The organism is Microbacterium telephonicum, from assembly GCF_003651225.1.
GTDB classification, from domain to species: Bacteria; Actinomycetota; Actinomycetes; order Actinomycetales; family Microbacteriaceae; genus Microbacterium; species Microbacterium telephonicum.
The window spans coordinates 499,571-514,777 of the sequence record NZ_RCDB01000003.1 but is presented as its reverse complement, the minus strand read 5'-3'; the positions used below and the strand labels follow the sequence as shown (position 1 = coordinate 514,777).

Annotated in this window: 15 protein-coding genes and 1 riboswitch; of the genes, 3 read left to right on the top strand and 12 right to left on the bottom strand. The window is 72.3% G+C overall.

What is annotated here, in order from left to right; all coding sequences use genetic code 11:
• Positions 1-56: 56 nt before the first annotated feature.
• From C7474_RS12015 to C7474_RS12000, 4 genes are read right to left on the bottom strand one after another with little or no spacing between them, the layout of a single operon-like run.
• Positions 57-1,421 (bottom strand): FAD-binding oxidoreductase, encoded by a 1,365-nt coding sequence (locus C7474_RS12015; RefSeq protein WP_121060289.1) that lies wholly within the window; start codon positions 1,419-1,421, stop codon positions 57-59.
• Between the two features lie 4 nt (positions 1,422-1,425).
• Entirely contained in the window at positions 1,426-1,830 is a 405-nt protein-coding gene (locus C7474_RS12010) for a YrdB family protein (RefSeq protein ID WP_121060288.1), read from the bottom strand.
• Between the two features lie 33 nt (positions 1,831-1,863).
• Positions 1,864-3,000 carry an N-acetylglucosamine-6-phosphate deacetylase gene (gene nagA, locus C7474_RS12005; RefSeq protein ID WP_121060287.1) on the bottom strand — a complete coding sequence of 379 codons (1,137 nt, stop codon included), beginning with the start codon at positions 2,998-3,000 and terminating at the stop codon, positions 1,864-1,866.
• 41 nt (positions 3,001-3,041) lie between these two features.
• Positions 3,042-4,580, bottom strand: coding sequence for a beta-N-acetylhexosaminidase (locus tag C7474_RS12000; protein WP_121060286.1), 1,539 nt, complete (start codon positions 4,578-4,580; stop codon positions 3,042-3,044).
• Between the two features lie 89 nt (positions 4,581-4,669).
• A riboswitch (ZMP/ZTP riboswitch) is annotated at positions 4,670-4,753 on the top strand.
• Between the two features lie 56 nt (positions 4,754-4,809).
• Between C7474_RS12000 and glyA the strand changes: the two genes are divergently transcribed.
• Both glyA and C7474_RS11990 read left to right on the top strand, forming a co-directional pair.
• Complete coding sequence (gene glyA, locus C7474_RS11995) at positions 4,810-6,084, top strand: serine hydroxymethyltransferase (RefSeq protein WP_121060285.1); 1,275 nt, start codon at positions 4,810-4,812, stop codon at positions 6,082-6,084.
• A gap of 140 nt (positions 6,085-6,224) precedes the next feature.
• Entirely contained in the window at positions 6,225-7,106 is an 882-nt protein-coding gene (locus tag C7474_RS11990) for a bifunctional methylenetetrahydrofolate dehydrogenase/methenyltetrahydrofolate cyclohydrolase (protein WP_121060284.1), read from the top strand.
• Between the two features lie 154 nt (positions 7,107-7,260).
• Here C7474_RS11990 and C7474_RS11985 read toward each other — a convergent pair whose 3' ends face one another.
• The 7 genes from C7474_RS11985 to C7474_RS11955 all read right to left on the bottom strand — a co-directional run bounded on the left by C7474_RS11985 (position 7,261) and on the right by C7474_RS11955 (position 12,498).
• The gene (locus C7474_RS11985) at positions 7,261-7,995 is read right to left on the bottom strand and encodes an amino acid ABC transporter ATP-binding protein (RefSeq protein ID WP_121060283.1); all 735 of its coding nucleotides are present in this window, start codon (positions 7,993-7,995) and stop codon (positions 7,261-7,263) included.
• Positions 7,992-8,867: an amino acid ABC transporter permease gene (locus tag C7474_RS11980; protein ID WP_241965227.1), complete on the bottom strand. Its 876-nt coding sequence runs from the start codon at positions 8,865-8,867 to the stop codon at positions 7,992-7,994. Before C7474_RS11980 ends, C7474_RS11985 begins: the two co-directional genes overlap by 4 nt.
• Positions 8,868-8,925: 58 nt before the next feature.
• A complete protein-coding gene (locus C7474_RS11975; RefSeq protein WP_121060282.1) occupies positions 8,926-9,777 on the bottom strand; it encodes an ABC transporter substrate-binding protein in 852 nt (283 codons plus the stop codon).
• Positions 9,778-9,931: 154 nt separating this feature from the next.
• On the bottom strand, positions 9,932-10,525 hold the full coding sequence (locus C7474_RS11970; RefSeq protein WP_121060281.1) for a hypothetical protein: 594 nt from the start codon (positions 10,523-10,525) through the stop codon (positions 9,932-9,934).
• Between the two features lie 38 nt (positions 10,526-10,563).
• Positions 10,564-11,202 (bottom strand): NAD(P)H-dependent oxidoreductase, encoded by a 639-nt coding sequence (locus C7474_RS11965; protein ID WP_121060280.1) that lies wholly within the window; start codon positions 11,200-11,202, stop codon positions 10,564-10,566.
• Positions 11,199-11,645 (bottom strand): MarR family winged helix-turn-helix transcriptional regulator, encoded by a 447-nt coding sequence (locus C7474_RS11960; protein WP_121060279.1) that lies wholly within the window; start codon positions 11,643-11,645, stop codon positions 11,199-11,201. The genes C7474_RS11965 and C7474_RS11960 overlap by 4 nt, the downstream gene beginning before the upstream one ends.
• 55 nt (positions 11,646-11,700) lie before the next feature.
• Positions 11,701-12,498 (bottom strand): transglutaminase-like domain-containing protein, encoded by a 798-nt coding sequence (locus tag C7474_RS11955; RefSeq protein WP_121060278.1) that lies wholly within the window; start codon positions 12,496-12,498, stop codon positions 11,701-11,703.
• Between the two features lie 70 nt (positions 12,499-12,568).
• Here C7474_RS11955 and C7474_RS11950 point away from each other — a divergent pair, with 70 nt between their 5' ends.
• A complete protein-coding gene (locus C7474_RS11950; protein ID WP_121060277.1) occupies positions 12,569-13,654 on the top strand; it encodes a DNA glycosylase AlkZ-like family protein in 1,086 nt (361 codons plus the stop codon).
• A gap of 16 nt (positions 13,655-13,670) precedes the next feature.
• Here the strand turns inward: C7474_RS11950 and C7474_RS11945 are convergent, their stop codons facing one another.
• A complete protein-coding gene (locus C7474_RS11945; protein ID WP_121060276.1) occupies positions 13,671-15,116 on the bottom strand; it encodes an XRE family transcriptional regulator in 1,446 nt (481 codons plus the stop codon).
• Positions 15,117-15,207: the final 91 nt, after the last annotated feature.

Sequence of the window (15,207 nt, the reverse complement as noted above, 5' to 3'; positions counted from 1 at the left end):
GCCGGTCGCGCGCCGAGTTCGCCGGCGAGCTCGCGCGCGTACCGGCGAGCTCGCGCTCAGTCGGCGAAAACCTTGCCGGGGTTGAGGATGCCGGTCGGGTCGAACAGGCGCCGGATGCCGCGCTGCAGCTCCCACTGATCCTCGCCGAGCTCGTCGGCCAGCCAGCGCCGCTTGAGCACGCCGACGCCGTGCTCGCCGGTGAGCGTGCCGCCGAGGGCGAGCGCCGCGCGGAACAGGTCGCCCGCCGCCTCCCAGATCAGGGGCGGCACGTCGGGGCCGTCGAACACGAAGTTCGGATGCAGGTTGCCGTCGCCGGCGTGGCACACCGTCGGGATCCGGATGCCGTACGCCGCCTCGATCCGCGCGATCTCATCGAACATGTCGGGCAGAGCACTGCGCGGCACCGACACGTCCTCGATGAGCGTGGTCCCGAGCGTCTCCATCGCGGGGTGCATCGACCGGCGGATGCGCCACAGCAGCGCCGCCTCCGCCTCATCGGCGGCGACGCGCACCGTGCCGCCCGCGGCGGCGAGCACGTGCGCGATCTGCGTCGCTTCGGCATCCGCGCCCGGTCCGTCGGTCTGGATCGTCAGCTGCGCGGCGTCCGCGGCGGGCGCGGGCAGGCCGAGGAGCCGGTGGACGGCGGCGAGCGAGAGCGCGTCCATGAGCTCCATGATCGCCGGCTGCGCCCCGGATGCGGTGACCGCCGCCGAGGCCCTCGCGGCGGCGCGCACGTCGGGGAAGACGGCGGTGAGCGTGCGCGGGGTGAAGGGGCTGCGCCTGCGGAGCTTGAGCGTCGCGCCGACGATGACGCCCAGCGTCCCCTCCGACCCGATGACCAGGGAGGTGAGGTCGAGCCCCGTGACGCCCTTGACTGTGCGGTGGCCGAGCTTCAGCAGTCGCCCGTCGGAGAGCACGACGTCGACCGCGAGCACCGCGTCGCGCACGACGCCGTACTTCGCGCACAGCAGCCCGCCGGCGCCGGTCGCGATGTTCCCGCCGACGGTCGAGATCTCGCGGCTGGCGGGGTCGGGCGGCCACCACAGTCCGTAGGGCTCCAGCATCCGGTCGAGTTCGGCGTTGAGGATGCCGGGCTCGACCACGGCGAGCAGGTCGTCGGGGCACACCTCGACGAGCCGGTCCATCGCGCGCACCGACAGCGCGATCTCGCCAGGCCCGGCGTTCGCGCCGCCGGCGAGCCCGGTGCCGGCGCCCCGCGTGACGACGGGCGTGCCGGTGGCGTGGGCGATCCGCAGCGTCTCCTGCACGTCGGCGACGGAGGCCGCGTGCACGACCGCGAGCGGCGGGGCGGATGCCGCGTGGCCCGACTTGTCGGCCCGCGCGGCGTCGAGGGAGGCGGGGGAGGTGTCGATCCGCTCGCCGAGGCGCTCGCGCAGCCGGGCGACGACGTCGACGGTCATGCGGTCATGCCGCGAGGCGGCGGCGGCCGGCGATCACGCCGACGGTGACGGCGAACACGCCGTAGACGAGGCCGATCCAGGCTTGGCCGGCGGTCCACCACGCGATGGTCGCGGCCGCGTAGACCATGAGCTCGACGAGGGCGCGCGCGAACGGGTGCACCCGCACGACCGCCTTCGGCGACACGAACAGCGCCCACACGAGGATCGCGAGCACGGGCGCGCCGATGCCGGCGACGATGTTCCACGGGAACGCGAAGGCGAGGAATCCCCAGATCGCGAGCGACGCGAACGCGAACAGCTCGCTGAGGAAGGCGAGCACGTCCACGACCGTCAGCGCGGGGCGGGTGCCGGCGGGCTGCGCCTGCGGTGGCGCGGGCGGCTCGGGGCGCACGGTGGGGAGCTCGGACATGCCCTCCAGTCTACGGCGGGCGGTCCCCGTCGATCAGACGCGGGCGCCGTCGACCCACACGGCCTGCACGCGCAGGTCAGGGCTCAGCAGCACCGCGTCGGCGGACGCGCCGGGGCGCAGCGACCCGTACCGCCCCTCCCACCCGAAGACCCGCGCGGGCGTCGTCGTCAGCGCCGCGACAGCGTCGGGCAGCGGCAGTCCTCCCGCCACGACGAGCCGCAGGGCGGCATCCTGGGTCAGCGTCGACCCCGCGATCGCCCCGTCGGAGTCCAGCCGCGCCGTTCCGTCGATCACGGTCACGGCGAGGCCGCCGAGCTCGTACGCGCCGTCGGCGGCGCACGCGGCGGCCATCGCGTCGGTCACCAGCGCGATGCGGCCCGGCGCGCCCGCGAAGGCGAGCGCGACGACATCCGGATGCACGTGGATGCCGTCGGCGATGAGCTCGAGCGTCACCCGCTCGTCGGCCATCGCCGCCACGATCGGGCCCGGCTCGCGGTGGTGGATGCCGGGCATCGCGTTGAACGCATGTGTGACGAGGGTCGCGCCGACGTCGAAGGCGGCGCGCGCCTCGGCGTAGGTGGCGTTCGTGTGACCGACTGCGACGACGACCCCGGCCTCGACGAAGCGCGACACGGCGTCGATGCCGCCCGGCAGCTCGGGCGCGAGGGTGACCTGGCGCACCGTGCCGCGCCCGGCATCCACGAGACGCTCGATCGCGGCGGCGTCGAGCGCGCGCAGCAGGGAGGCGGTGTGCGCGCCCTTGTGCCCGACGTCGAGGAAGGGACCCTCCAGGTGCGAGCCGAGGATCGTGGCGTCGCGCTCGGCGGCGTCCGCGATGACCGCGACGCGCGCGGCGAGGTCGTCGACCGACGCGGTCACGAGCGAAAGCACGGCGCGTGTCGTGCCGTGGGCCCGGTGCGCGGCACGGGCCGTCACGATCGCCTCCGCGCCGTCGTCGTAGGCCGCGCCGCCGCCGCCGTGGTGATGGATGTCGAGGAAGCCGGGGGTGAGCACGCGCCCGCCGCCGTCGATCGCCTCGGCGACCGAGAGCGCGCGCCAGTCCTCGCCCGTGCCCCGACCGGCCACGACCCCGTCGGTGAACGCGATCCAGGCGTCTTCCTGCGCCGTGCCGTCGTCCACGAGGACGACGGAGTGGATGACGGTCGTCATGGGGCCTCCTGGGGTGAAGAGCGGTGCGGCCGGTGCTCGTCTCAGTCGGCGTCCTGCCAGGGGATCTCGGCGAGCGCGGTGTATCCGATGCCCAGACTCTTCCACAGCGGCGCCTGCGCGCCCACCCGGGCGCGGTGGGATTCCCACGTGCGCTCGGGGTGTGCGCCGACCGCCGGTGACCAGCCGGCCTCGGCGGCCGCCGTGATCCGGGGGAACGCGAGCGCGTCGATGTCGGCGAGGCTGCGCACCGTCTCGGTCCACAGCGGCGCCTCGACGCCGAGGATCTGCGCGTCGGCGACCCCCTCGATCACCGAGGCCGGGTCCCATTCGTAGGCGCGCTGCGCGGAGGTGACCCCGCGCGCCCAGGTGAGCCCGAGCGGGGAGTCGGCGTCGAACTTCATGTCGAGGTAGATCGCGTCGGCCGGGGAGAGCACGACCTTGCCGCCGCGCTCCACGAACGCGCGCGCCCTGGCGTCCATGCCGCCGACGGGGGACACGTACCCCCAGTACTGGCCGACGGTGCCGGCGGCAAGGCCCGCGGCGGAGCCCGCCTCGTGCCACGCCATCGGCGTCTTGCCCAGGCGCACGATGATCTCCGACGCGCGGGCGACGAAGACGTCGAAGTCTTCGGGCGACGTGCCCAGCGCCTCGTCGCCGCCGAGGTGCAGCCAGGGGCCCGGGGTGAGGGCGGCGAGCTCGCCGAACACGTCCTCGAGGAACGCGTAGGTGGCCTCGTCGTGGATCTTCAGCGACGAGAAGCCGACCGCCATCCCCTCGAACGCGGTGCCGTTGACCGGCAGCTCCCCGCCGTAGTCGCGGATGATCTCGCGGATGTGCTCGCTCAGCACCGGCTCCTCGCTGAGCTCCGGGTAGGCCAGGGACACGGCATGCGTGTGACCGGGGGTGTCGAACTCGGGCACGACCGTCATGTGCCGGGATGCCGCATAGGCGACGAGGTGCCGGTAGTCGTCCTGGGTGAAGAATCCGCCCGGGTCGCCGCCGACGGCGCTCGCCGACGCGCGCGCGGTGAGCTCGGGCCGGGAGCGGATCTGCAGACGCCAGCCCTGGTCGTCGCTCAGGTGCAGGTGCAGCACGTTGAGCTTGAGGGCCGCGGCGCGGTCGATGTACGCCTCGACGGTCGGCACTCCGTGGAAGTGGCGGGCGACGTCGAGCATGACGCCGCGGTAGGTGAACCGCGGGGTGTCGTCGATCTCGACGGCGGGCACCTGCCAGGTGCCGGCGTCGGAGGCCAGCAGCTGGCCGAGCGTCTGCACGCCGTAGAACAGGCCCGCGGCGTCGGCGCCCGTGACGGCCACCCCGCTCGCCGAGGCGGTCAGCCGGTACGACTCCGCGGGGCCTGACCCGGCGTCGACGGCGAGGGTGATGGCGGGGGTGGATGCCGGATCGGTGTCACCGTCGGCGCCGGCGAGGGTCAGCCCGGTGCGCGGCGCGACCAGCCGTCGCAGAGCGTCCGCCGCGTCGGTGTCGCCGAGGACGCGCGTGGCGGCATCCACGACGAACGGCGCCTCCGACAGCGTGCTCAGTGAAGAGGGCAGGGGGACGATCGCGGGGTCGGTCACGGGGTCTCCGGCTTCGTGGCATACGGTGTTGTAAAGAGTCCTAACAAATAGAACATCCCCAGCCTAGCGCGTGACGGCATCCGATAGGCTTTCCCCGTCGCGACTGGCGTTGAGGTGGGACACCACCGGGAAGCGACCACATGGGCAATCGACCGCACGCCTGGGCCGGCCTGGTTCCGTCGCCGCTGCGGCGTCGGCATTCCACGAACGGACAACCAGGAGAACACCGATGACCGATTCCGTCTTCAACGCCCCGCTCGCCGAGGTCGACCCCGAGATCGCCGAGGTGCTCGAGCGCGAGCTGAACCGCCAGCGCACGTTCCTCGAGATGATCGCCTCCGAGAACTTCGTGCCCGTCTCGGTGCTGCAGTCGCAGGGCTCCGTGCTCACGAACAAGTACGCCGAGGGCTACCCGGGCCGCCGCTACTACGGCGGCTGCGAAGAGGTCGACGTCGCCGAGGAGCTCGCGATCTCCCGCGCGAAGGAGCTGTTCGGCGCCGAGTTCGCCAACGTGCAGCCGCACTCCGGCGCATCGGCCAACGCCGCCGTGCTGCACGCCATCGCCCGCCCCGGCGACACGCTGCTCGGTCTCTCGCTCGACCACGGCGGGCACCTGACCCACGGCATGAAGATCAACTTCTCGGGCCGCCTCTACGACATCGTCGCCTACGGCGTCGACCCCGAGACCTCGATCATCGACATGGATGAGGTCGAGCGCCTCGCGGTCGAGCACTCGCCCAAGGTGATCATCGCCGGCTGGTCGGCCTACCCGCGTCAGCTCGACTTCGCACGGTTCCGCGAGATCGCCGACAAGGTCGGCGCCCTGCTGTGGGTCGACATGGCCCACTTCGCCGGCCTCGTCGCGGCCGGGCTGCACCCGAACCCCGTGCCGCACGCCCACGTCGTCTCCTCGACGGTGCACAAGACCATCGGCGGCCCGCGCTCGGGCTTCATCCTCACCAACGACGCCGACATCGCGAAAAAGATCAACACGGCCGTCTTCCCGGGGCAGCAGGGCGGCCCGCTCATGCACGTGATCGCCGCCAAGGCGACCGCGTTCAAGCTCGCCGCGACGCCCGAGTTCCGCGAGCGCCAGGAGCGCGTCGTTCGCGGCGCGGCGATCCTCGCCGAGCGTCTCTCGCAGCAGGATGTGACGGATGCCGGAATCGCCCTGCGCTCGGGCGGCACCGACGTGCACCTCGTGCTCGTCGACCTGCGCGACGCCGAGCTCGACGGCAAGCAGGCCGAAGACCTGCTGCACGAGATCCACATCACCGTCAACCGCAACGCGGTCCCCAACGACCCGCGTCCGCCGATGGTGACCTCGGGCCTGCGCATCGGCACGCCCGCCCTCGCGACCCGCGGCTTCGGCGACGCCGAATTCACCGAGGTGGCCGACGTCATCGCCCTCGCGCTGCAGCCCGGTGCCGACCTCGACGCCCTGCGCGCCCGCGTCGACGCCCTGGCCGCCGCCTTCCCGCTCTACCCCTCGCTGCAGCAGTAACCCCGCCCCGCGGCATCCGCCCGCCCCGACCGCGAGACCTCAACGGGCGGACGAGACCTGGGGGTCACCCCGCGGTCTCGTCGCGCAGATGAGGTCTCGCGGTCGGCGGATGGCGCGGACCGCACGACCTGGAGGACACCATGACCGCAACCAGACTGGACGGCAAGCTCGCGGCGGCCGAGATCAAGGCCGAGCTCGCCGAGCGCGTCGCGGCGCTCAAGGAGCGCGGCATCGTCCCGGGCATCGCGACGGTGCTCGTCGGCGCCGATCCCGCCTCGCAGCTGTACGTCGGGATGAAGCACCGGCAGTCCGAGGAGATCGGGATGAACTCGATCCAGCGCGAGCTGCCCGCCGATGCGACACAGGAGCAGGTCGAGGCGCTGATCGACGAGCTCAACCGCGACCCCGACTGCCACGGCTACATCGTGCAGCTGCCGCTGCCGAAGCACCTCGACACCGATGCGATCCTCGAGCGCATCGACCCCGACAAGGATGCCGACGGCCTGCATCCGACGAACCTCGGCCGCCTGGTGCTCAACGTCAACAGGCCCATCACCTCGCCGCTGCCGTGCACGCCGCGGGGAGTCATCGAGCTTCTCGTGCGGGGCGGGTACGACCTGAACGGCAAGCACGTCGTCGTCGTCGGGCGCGGCGTGACGATCGGCCGCTCGATCGGACTGCTGCTGACCCGCCGCGAGTACAACGCGACCGTCACCCTCACCCACACCGGCACCGTCGACCTCGCCGCGCACCTGCGGCAGGCCGACGTCGTGGTGGCCGCCGCGGGCGTGAAGCACATCGTGCGCGGCGCCGACCTGAAGCCCGGCGCTGCCGTGCTCGACGTCGGCGTCACCCGTGAGGACGATCCCGAGACCGGGAAGAGCCGCGTCTTCGGCGACGTGCACCCGGATGCGGCCGAGGTCGCCGGCTTCCTCTCCCCGAACCCCGGGGGCGTGGGCCCGATGACCGTGGCGCTGCTGATGACGAACGTCGTCGAGGCCGCCGAACGCTCGCGTCCCTGACCGTCGCGAGTTCGCCGGTCCGGCGCCGAGTTCGCCGGTCGCGCGCTGAGTTCGCCGGCGATCTCGCGACCGAACCGGCGATCTCGCGACCGAACCGGCGAACTCGCGGCCGAACCGGCGAACTCGCGGCCCCTGACCGGCCGCGAGCCACAGCTCAGGACGTGAAGCGGGACAGGAACGCGCGGGTGCGCGCCTCGCGCGGAGCGCCGAACAGCTGCGCGGGCGTGCCCTGCTCCACGATGACGCCGTCGTCGAGGAACACGACGCGGTCGGCGACGTCGCGCGCGAAGGCCATCTCGTGGGTGGCCATGAGGATCGTCGCGCCGCCCTCGGCCAGTTCCCGCACGAGTTCCAGCACCTCGCCGACGAGCTCGGGGTCGAGGGCCGAGGTGATCTCGTCGAGCAGCAGCACCTCGGGGTCGGTCGCCAGGGCGCGCACCAGCGCGACCCGCTGCTGCTGTCCGCCGGAGAGTCGATCCGGATGCTCCTTCGCCTTGTCGGCGAGGCCGATGCGCTCCAGCAGTGCCAGTGCGCGCTCCTCGGCCACGGCGCGGCGCTCTCGGTGCACCACCCGGGCGGCGAGGGTCACGTTGTCGAGCACCGACAGGTGCGGGAACAGGTTGTAGCTCTGGAAGACGATCCCGAAGCGCTGCCGCACAGCGTTGGCGTCCACGCGCGGATCGGAGATGTCGTCGCCGCCGAGCCACAGGCGGCCGTCGTCGATCGGTTCGAGCAGGTTGAGGCAGCGCAGCAGGGTCGACTTGCCCGAGCCCGAGGCACCGATGAGCGCGACGACCTCGTGCGCCGCGAGATCGAGCGAGACGCCCCGGAGCACGTCACGGTCGCCGAACGCCTTCCAGACGTCCTCGGCGCGCAGCAGCGCGGTCACAGGATCGACCCCGTCTGCTCGCGGCGGCGCAGCCGCTCCGTGTACCAGTCGGTCACCCGGATCGTCGGGATCGCGAGCAGGATGAACAGGATGCCGGCGACGACATACGGCGTGAAGTTGTAGGCGAGGGAGGTCTCGGCCTGCGCGGCGCGGACGGCATCCATCGCCCCGAGGATCGAGATGAGTCCCACGTCCTTCTGCATCGAGATGAAGTCGTTCATGAGCGGCGGGGTGATCTTGCGCAGCGCCTGCGGCAGCACGACGCGGCGCAGTGTCTGCACGTAGCCGAGGCCGAGCGCCCGGGCGGCGAGGCGCTGCGACGGGTGCACCGCCTCGATGCCGGCGCGGATGACCTCGGCGACGTATGCCGAATACGTGATGGTCACGGCAGTGACACCGAGGACGACCGGGGGGATGCGCTCGTTCAGCAGCGTCGGGATGCCGAATCCGACGAGGTAGAGCACGATGATGAACGGCAGCCCGCGGAAGACGTCGGTGTAGCCGGCGACGATCGCGCGCACCGGGAAGAACACCGGCCCCCGCAGCGTCCGCAGGATCGCGAGGACGAGCGCGGCGGCGCCCACCGTGACGACCGAGATCGCGAGCACCTGCAGGTTCAGCAGGAAGCCGTCCCAGATGCGGGGGAACGAGGCGATCGCGGTCGCGGGGTCGAAGAACGACTCCTGCACCTGCGCCCACCCGGGGGTGTTCAGCACCGTCACCCACACGATGGCCGCGAAGGCGAGCGTCGATGCGATCGCGACGACCACCGACCGCTGCGACCTGCGTCGCCGGTAAGCGCGTCGCTCGAGCTCGAGCGTGCTCACCGCGCGCGCGGGAGGCGCGCCGGGGGCGGGATCGTCGGAGGTCACAGGACGACGGTAGTCGACGCGGCCGCGCCGGGCCGACCCGGGGCGGCCGCGCACCAGGTCACTGCAGCAGCGTGACGCCCTGGCCCGACCCGAGCCACTCGTCGGTGATCTTCGCGAGGGTGCCGTCTTCGCGCAGGGCGTCGACGGCGGCGGTGACCTCGGCCGTCAGCGGGGAGTCCTTGCCCAGCAGCAGGCCCCACTCGTCGGGCACGCCGGCGGCGGGGAGTTCGCCCACGATGAACGAGTCCGCGATGTACTCGCTCGTCGCGTAGTACGCCGTCGGCGTGTCCAGCACGAGGCCGTCGATCTGGCCGGCCTCGAGCGCGGCGCGGGCGTCCTCGTTGGAGTTGTAGAGCTGCGCCGGGGTCGTGGGCTGCACGGCCTCCTCGATCGTCTGCGCGCTCGTGGATCCGGCCATGGCGCCCAGCAGCAGGTCTTTCGCGCCCGCGAGCGTGTCCACGCCCTCGGCCGCGGAGCCCTTGATCGCCACGATCGCCTGGCTGGCCTGGTAGTACGGCGACGAGAAGTCGACGGCCTGCTTGCGCTCGTCGGTGATCGAGTACTGCTGGATGTTGAAATCGAAGTCCTTCGGACCCGGCGCGATCGCCGACTCGAACGACGTGCGCACCCAGACGACGTCTTCCTTCGCGAATCCGAGCTTCTCCGCGACGGCGTACGCGATCGCGGCCTCGAATCCCTCACCCGACTCCGGGTCGTCGTCGACGACGTACGGGTAATAGGCGACCTCGCCGGTGGCGATGGTGAGCTTCCCGGGCGTGATGTAGTCGTCGGATGCGGCGTCGGCCGAGCCGGAGGCGGCCGGGGCCACACCGCCGGCGCAGCCGGCGAGGAGGAGGGCGGTGGCGGCCGCGGCGGAGGCGAGGGTGACGCGCAGGCGGGTCCGGGGCATGGCGGGTCCTTGGTGGTCGGAGGACGGGAGGGGCGGCGGATGCTGTGGTGCCGCGTCCTTCATCTTCCCCGAACCGGTGGCCCTCGGGGCCGTCCTGCGACGTTTCGTTACGCAGTCCAGATATTCGAACGGCCGGCACGGTCCGGCGTCCGGCTCAGCCGAGATCGTCGAGCATGCGGCGCTGCTCGGCCGTGAGACCGTCGTCGAGCTCCTGCCGGCCCTGCGCGCGGGCATCGTCCGCGCGGGCTTCGCCCGAGGCGGTGCCGACGGCATCCGTCCCGCGATCGGCGGTGCGGGAGCCGCGGATGCCGGTCTCGGCGCGGTCGTACACGGCACCCGCGTGCGTCTCGATCCGGCCGCTGATGCGCGCGTAGACGAGTCCGCCGAGCGCGATGATGACCGGCGGCACGATCCACGCGCCGAACCAGCCGAGGGGGTTCCAGCCGATCGAGACGTGGACGCCGGACAGCAGCAGCGTGAGCACCCACACGAGGGCGGCGACGATCAGCACGATCCCCGCCTGCACGAGTGCTTCGCCGGTGCGGGTGCGCGTGCCGGCCGACTTCGCGGCCGACGCCTGCATGCGCCGCTGCACGAACGGGCGCACCCACAGCTCGGCGAGCGTCATGATCAGCGCCGCCCAGATCACGGCGAAGCCCACCTTCGCCGGGGTGAGCAGCCCGATCAGCAGCAGCACGACGACGTTGAAGACGTACAGGGCGGCGAAGCGCACGATCCAGGACCTCATGGCTCCAGCGTCCCACGCCGCGCGCGGCCCCGCATCCGTCACGACGGTGCGCCGACGACCTCCCGCGCGGCCACGCCCCCGTCGCGAGTGCCGAGGGCGGCGATCCGGCTGAGCCAGCGGGCGCGCCGGGTCTCGTCGCCGAGTCGGATGGGGCTCAGCCGGGTGATCCCGATCGTGCGGATGCCGCAGTAGCCGAGGGTGGCGCGGGTGAGTCCCGCCTCCGCCGCCCCGCGGTACACGAACCGGTTCCACCATCGGGGTGAGTCCATGGTCATCACCATCCGGGCGGTGCGGCCCGTCAGCAGCCGCTCGGGGATCGGGGTGCCCTCACGGTAGCGGAAGGCGGCGCCGGAGAGGAACACCCGGTCGATGAACGCCTTCAGCGCCGCCGGCATCGTCCCCCACCACTGCGGGTGGAAGAAGACCAGGTGCTGGGCCCAGCGCACATCGTCGAGATAGGCGGCGACCTCGGGATCGAGCGGGGTGTCCGCGTCGGTGCGGGGCGCCCGCAGCTGAGCGCGGGAGCGCGGGTGGCCGGGGATCGGGTCGTTCGCGAGGTCGACGACGCGCACGTCGGCGCCGGCGGAGCGGGCTGCCTCGGTGTACGCCGCGGCAAGGGCATGCGTGTAGGTGTCGGGCAGCGGTGTGCCGATGACGACGAGGATGCGGGCGGTCATGCGGGCGTTCCCTTCTCGATGACGATCTGCGTGAGGGCGGTCAGGTGCCGGTTGAGCAGTTCCGATTCCACGGCGTCGGCGCCGGGTGCGAGGCGCGGGTCGGCGAGCATCTCGGCGAAGTGCGCCTCGAGCTCGCCGCCGGCGTGCTGCACGAGGGAGAGGGTCTTCTCGGTGGGGGCGATCATGATCTGCCGTCCCTGTCCGGGCGTCGTCTTCACCCAGCCGTCGGCCTCGAGCGCCGGGAGACGCTTGCTCACCGCAGCTTTCGTGACCCGCAGGCAGCGGGCGAGTCCGGAGATGTCGATCGGCGCCCGTTCGACGAGCACGTTGAGCAGCTCGAACAGGTTGAACGAGACGCCGTGGACGCGCTGCAAGTACGCGTCGGCGTAGATGTCGAGCTCGGCGACGAGTTCGTGGAGGGTGACGGTGAGGCGATCGGCCATGACGCCGAGTCAACCAGTTGACTCAGCGTCTGTCAACAGGTTGACTCGCGCCGTCTCAGCGGATCGAGACGAGCTCCGTGACGTCGTCGGCGGGGAGCGCGTCGGCGACGGCCGTCACCTCGATCGAGGTCAGGTCGGCGCGGCCGCTGAGCACGGTGAGGAACGCGGTGTCGGCTGCGTCGCGCCCTGTCGCGATCCGCAGGAGCGTCTGCCGAGGTGCGAGCGCGGTGGCGTCGACGACGCGCCATGCGCCGTCCACCCAGGCCTCGGCCACCGCGTGGAACTCCATGGGCGCGAGACCCGGTGCGTAGACCGAGGCGAAGCGCGCCGCCACGCCGCGCGCGCGCAGCAGCGCGATGCACAGGTGCGCGTAGTCGCGGCAGACCCCTTGGCGTCCGAGCAGCGTGCGGACCGCGCCGTCCGTGGGGCGGGAGGCACCCGGAACGTAGTCCAGGCGGGTGCCGACCCACGACGACACCGCCGCGAGCAGGTCCACCTCGTCGTCGATGCCGTCGAACTCCGCCAGCGCCGTCGGTGCGAGGGTGTCGGATTCGACGTAGCGGCTCGGCAGCCGGTAGGAGAAGAGATCGTAGTCGCGGCCGATCGTGTGCGCCCCCTCGCCCAGAATGCGGGCGTGGTACTCGGCGACGAACGTGCCCGGCGGGACGCTCACCCGGTGCAGACGGGTCCCGTTGTGGTCCTGGAACTCCGACGTCGCGATGCGCGCGCCGTCGAGCGTCGCGGCGAACGTCTCGTGGTCCGGCTCGTAGTGCGCCGACACCGCGACCGACAACACGAGGTCGGCCGTCTCGGTGACGTCGAGCTCGATCCTGCTGCGGACTTCTCTCTCCATCCGCACAGCATGTCATCCCTGCAAGCAATCTCTGCGGCGTCGTGTCGGTGCGGCGCGGCAGGATGGGGCCATGGATGCCGCCTCCGTGCGCCGGGCCCGCCTGCAGTCGCAGCTGCTCGATGTTCCCGCGCCCGACGTCGCCGGCGCCGCCGCGCACATCACGGCGACGCAGGCGCAGGAGTTCTGGGGCGGGCGGTGGGCGCTGGGTGTGCGCACCGGCGGGGAGCCGACGCTCTCGGAGGTCGATGCGGCGTTCGAGAGCGGGGCCCTCGTGCGCGCATGGACGCAGCGGGGCACGCTGCACATCGTCGCCGCGCGGGATCTGGCCTGGATCCTGCGGGTCACCCGCGACCGCCAGTTGCAGCAGTTCGCGAGCGTGCGGCGCGGACACGGCATCCCCGAGGAGCACGTCGAGGTCGCCGCGCGTGCGGTCGGCGCGGCGCTGGCCGGCGGCAACCGACTCACGCGGGCGGAGTTCGCCGCGGTGCTCACCGCCGCCGGGGTGGAGGCGACCGGGATGCGCGGCAATCTGCTGCTGACGGCGCTGGCGATCCGCGAAGACGTCGTGCTGGGGCCCGTGATCGCGCGGGAGGGCGGCCCCACCCGCGACCAGTACCTCGTCGCCCCGGCGGACTGGATCGCGGATGCGGCGGCCCCCGCCGACCCGCTCGCCGCGCTGTTCGTCGGCTACATCCGCTCCCACGGTCCCGCCGGTGTCGACGACTTCCGCTGGTGGGCGGGGCTGCCCGTCGGCGTCGCCCGGAGCGCGCGGGAGGCGGCATCCGATCGGGTGGTCGAGGTCGACGACGGGCTGTTCGTCGTGTCCGCGCCGCCCCCGGCCCAGGCTTTCCGGGAGCCGGTCGCAGCCGACCCCGCGGTACTGGCGTTGCCGCCCTTCGACGAGTATTACCTGTCGTACGCCGACCGCACGCTCGCGTGCTCCGACGCGTTCACCGCCCGCGTCGGACCGAGCATCCAGGGACTCGTGCGTCCGGTGCTCGTCGCCCGCGGCGAGGTCGTGGGCCTGTGGACCCACTCGATGGCGGTCGGCCGCCACCACCGGATGCCGGTGCCGGAGCTGTTCGGGCATGTCGACGTACCGGCATCCGCCGTCGACGCCGCACTCGCGCGGGTGTCGCGCTTCGTCACCGGCTGAGCGCGCCCCCTCGGGCTCAGTCGACCTCGGCGTGCCGGTCGAGGAACGCGTAGACCTCCCCGTCGTCGACGCCGGGGAACGCGCCGCGGGGGAGCGGGGTGAACATCTGCATGTGCACGCGCGCGCTCGGCCACGCCTTGCCCTCCCAGCGGCGGGTGAGGTCGGCGCCGGCGCTGCGGCAGCAGGCGTCGTCGGGGCACGTCGACGTCGCGCGCTTCTGCGTCTCGCGGCCGCGGAACCAGCGGGCGTCGTCGAAGGGCACGCCCACGGTGATCGAGAACTCGCCCGCCGACGTCGTGCCGGTCTGGCTCGAGCACCAGAAGGTGCCGGCGGGGGTGTCGGTGTACTGGTAGTGCTCGATCGTGCGGTTCTGCTCCCCGAAGGCGGCGCGCGCGGCGAAGCGGCGGCAGACGATCTGCCCCTCGACCGCGCCGGTCACGTCGGTGGGCAGCGGCAGCTCGTCGTTCTCGTAGACGCGGTTGATCGCGCCCGACCCGTCGACACGCAGGAAGTGCAGAGGGATGCCGAGGTGCACGGTCAGGAGGTTCGTCATCCGCATGCCCGCCGCCTCGTGCGTGACCCCGAACGCGTCGCGGAAGTCCTCGACGGCGAGGTCGCGGTCCTTCTTGGCCTGCTGCAGGAAGGCGACGGCGTTCGACTCCGGCATCAGGCAGCACGCCGCGAAGTAGTTGATCTCGAGCCGCTGCTGCAGGAAGTCGGCATAGTCGGTGGGCGGTGTGTGTCCGAGCAGCCGGTGCGCCATCGCCTGCAGCGCCATCGACCGCAGGCCGTGCCCGCCCGGGATGGAGGCGGGCGGAAGGTAGATGCGCCCGTTCTCGAGGTCGGTGACCGACCGCGCCGAATGCGGCAGGTCGTTGACGTAGATGAGCTCGAACCCGAGCTGCTCGGCCATGAGACTCACGGTGCGATGCGTGAGGGCGCCGGCGACGTGCCCCGCCGCCTTGAGCTGCTTCTCGGCGAGCTTCTCGATGTCGGGGAGGTAGTTGTCCTTCGCGCGCAGGGCCAGTCGCAGCTCGGTGTTGGCGCGGCGGGCTTCCTCCGGGGTGGCGATCGCTTCCCGCTCACGGCGCTGCAGTTCGCGGTGCAGCCCCAGCACGGAGGCGATCGTCTCGTCGGTCATCGTCTTGGTGACCTTCACCGGAGCGATGCCGAGACGGCGGAACACCGTGCTGGCCTGCGCCCTCTCCAGCTCCAGCTCGAGCGCCGCGCGGGCGTTCGGCGGCTCGGTCGACAGCAGATCGGTCACGTCGGTGCCGGTCGCGTGGGCGATCGCCTGCAGCAGCGACAGCTTCGGCTCGCGTTTGCCGTTCTCGATGAGGCTGAGCTGGCTGCCCGCGACGCCGACGAGCGCGCCCAGCTCGTCGAGCGTGTACCCCTGCGTCACCCGCTGATGGCGGATGCGGTGGCCCAGGGTCGACAGTTCTAGCGCGGTCGGTGTCATTCCTTGAGCATACGGAAAGAAGTCGGATTCTTGTGCCGCTCGGGGCCGGAAAGTCCAGCGGGATTGGGATGACAGTGGAAGGGCGGGCGCA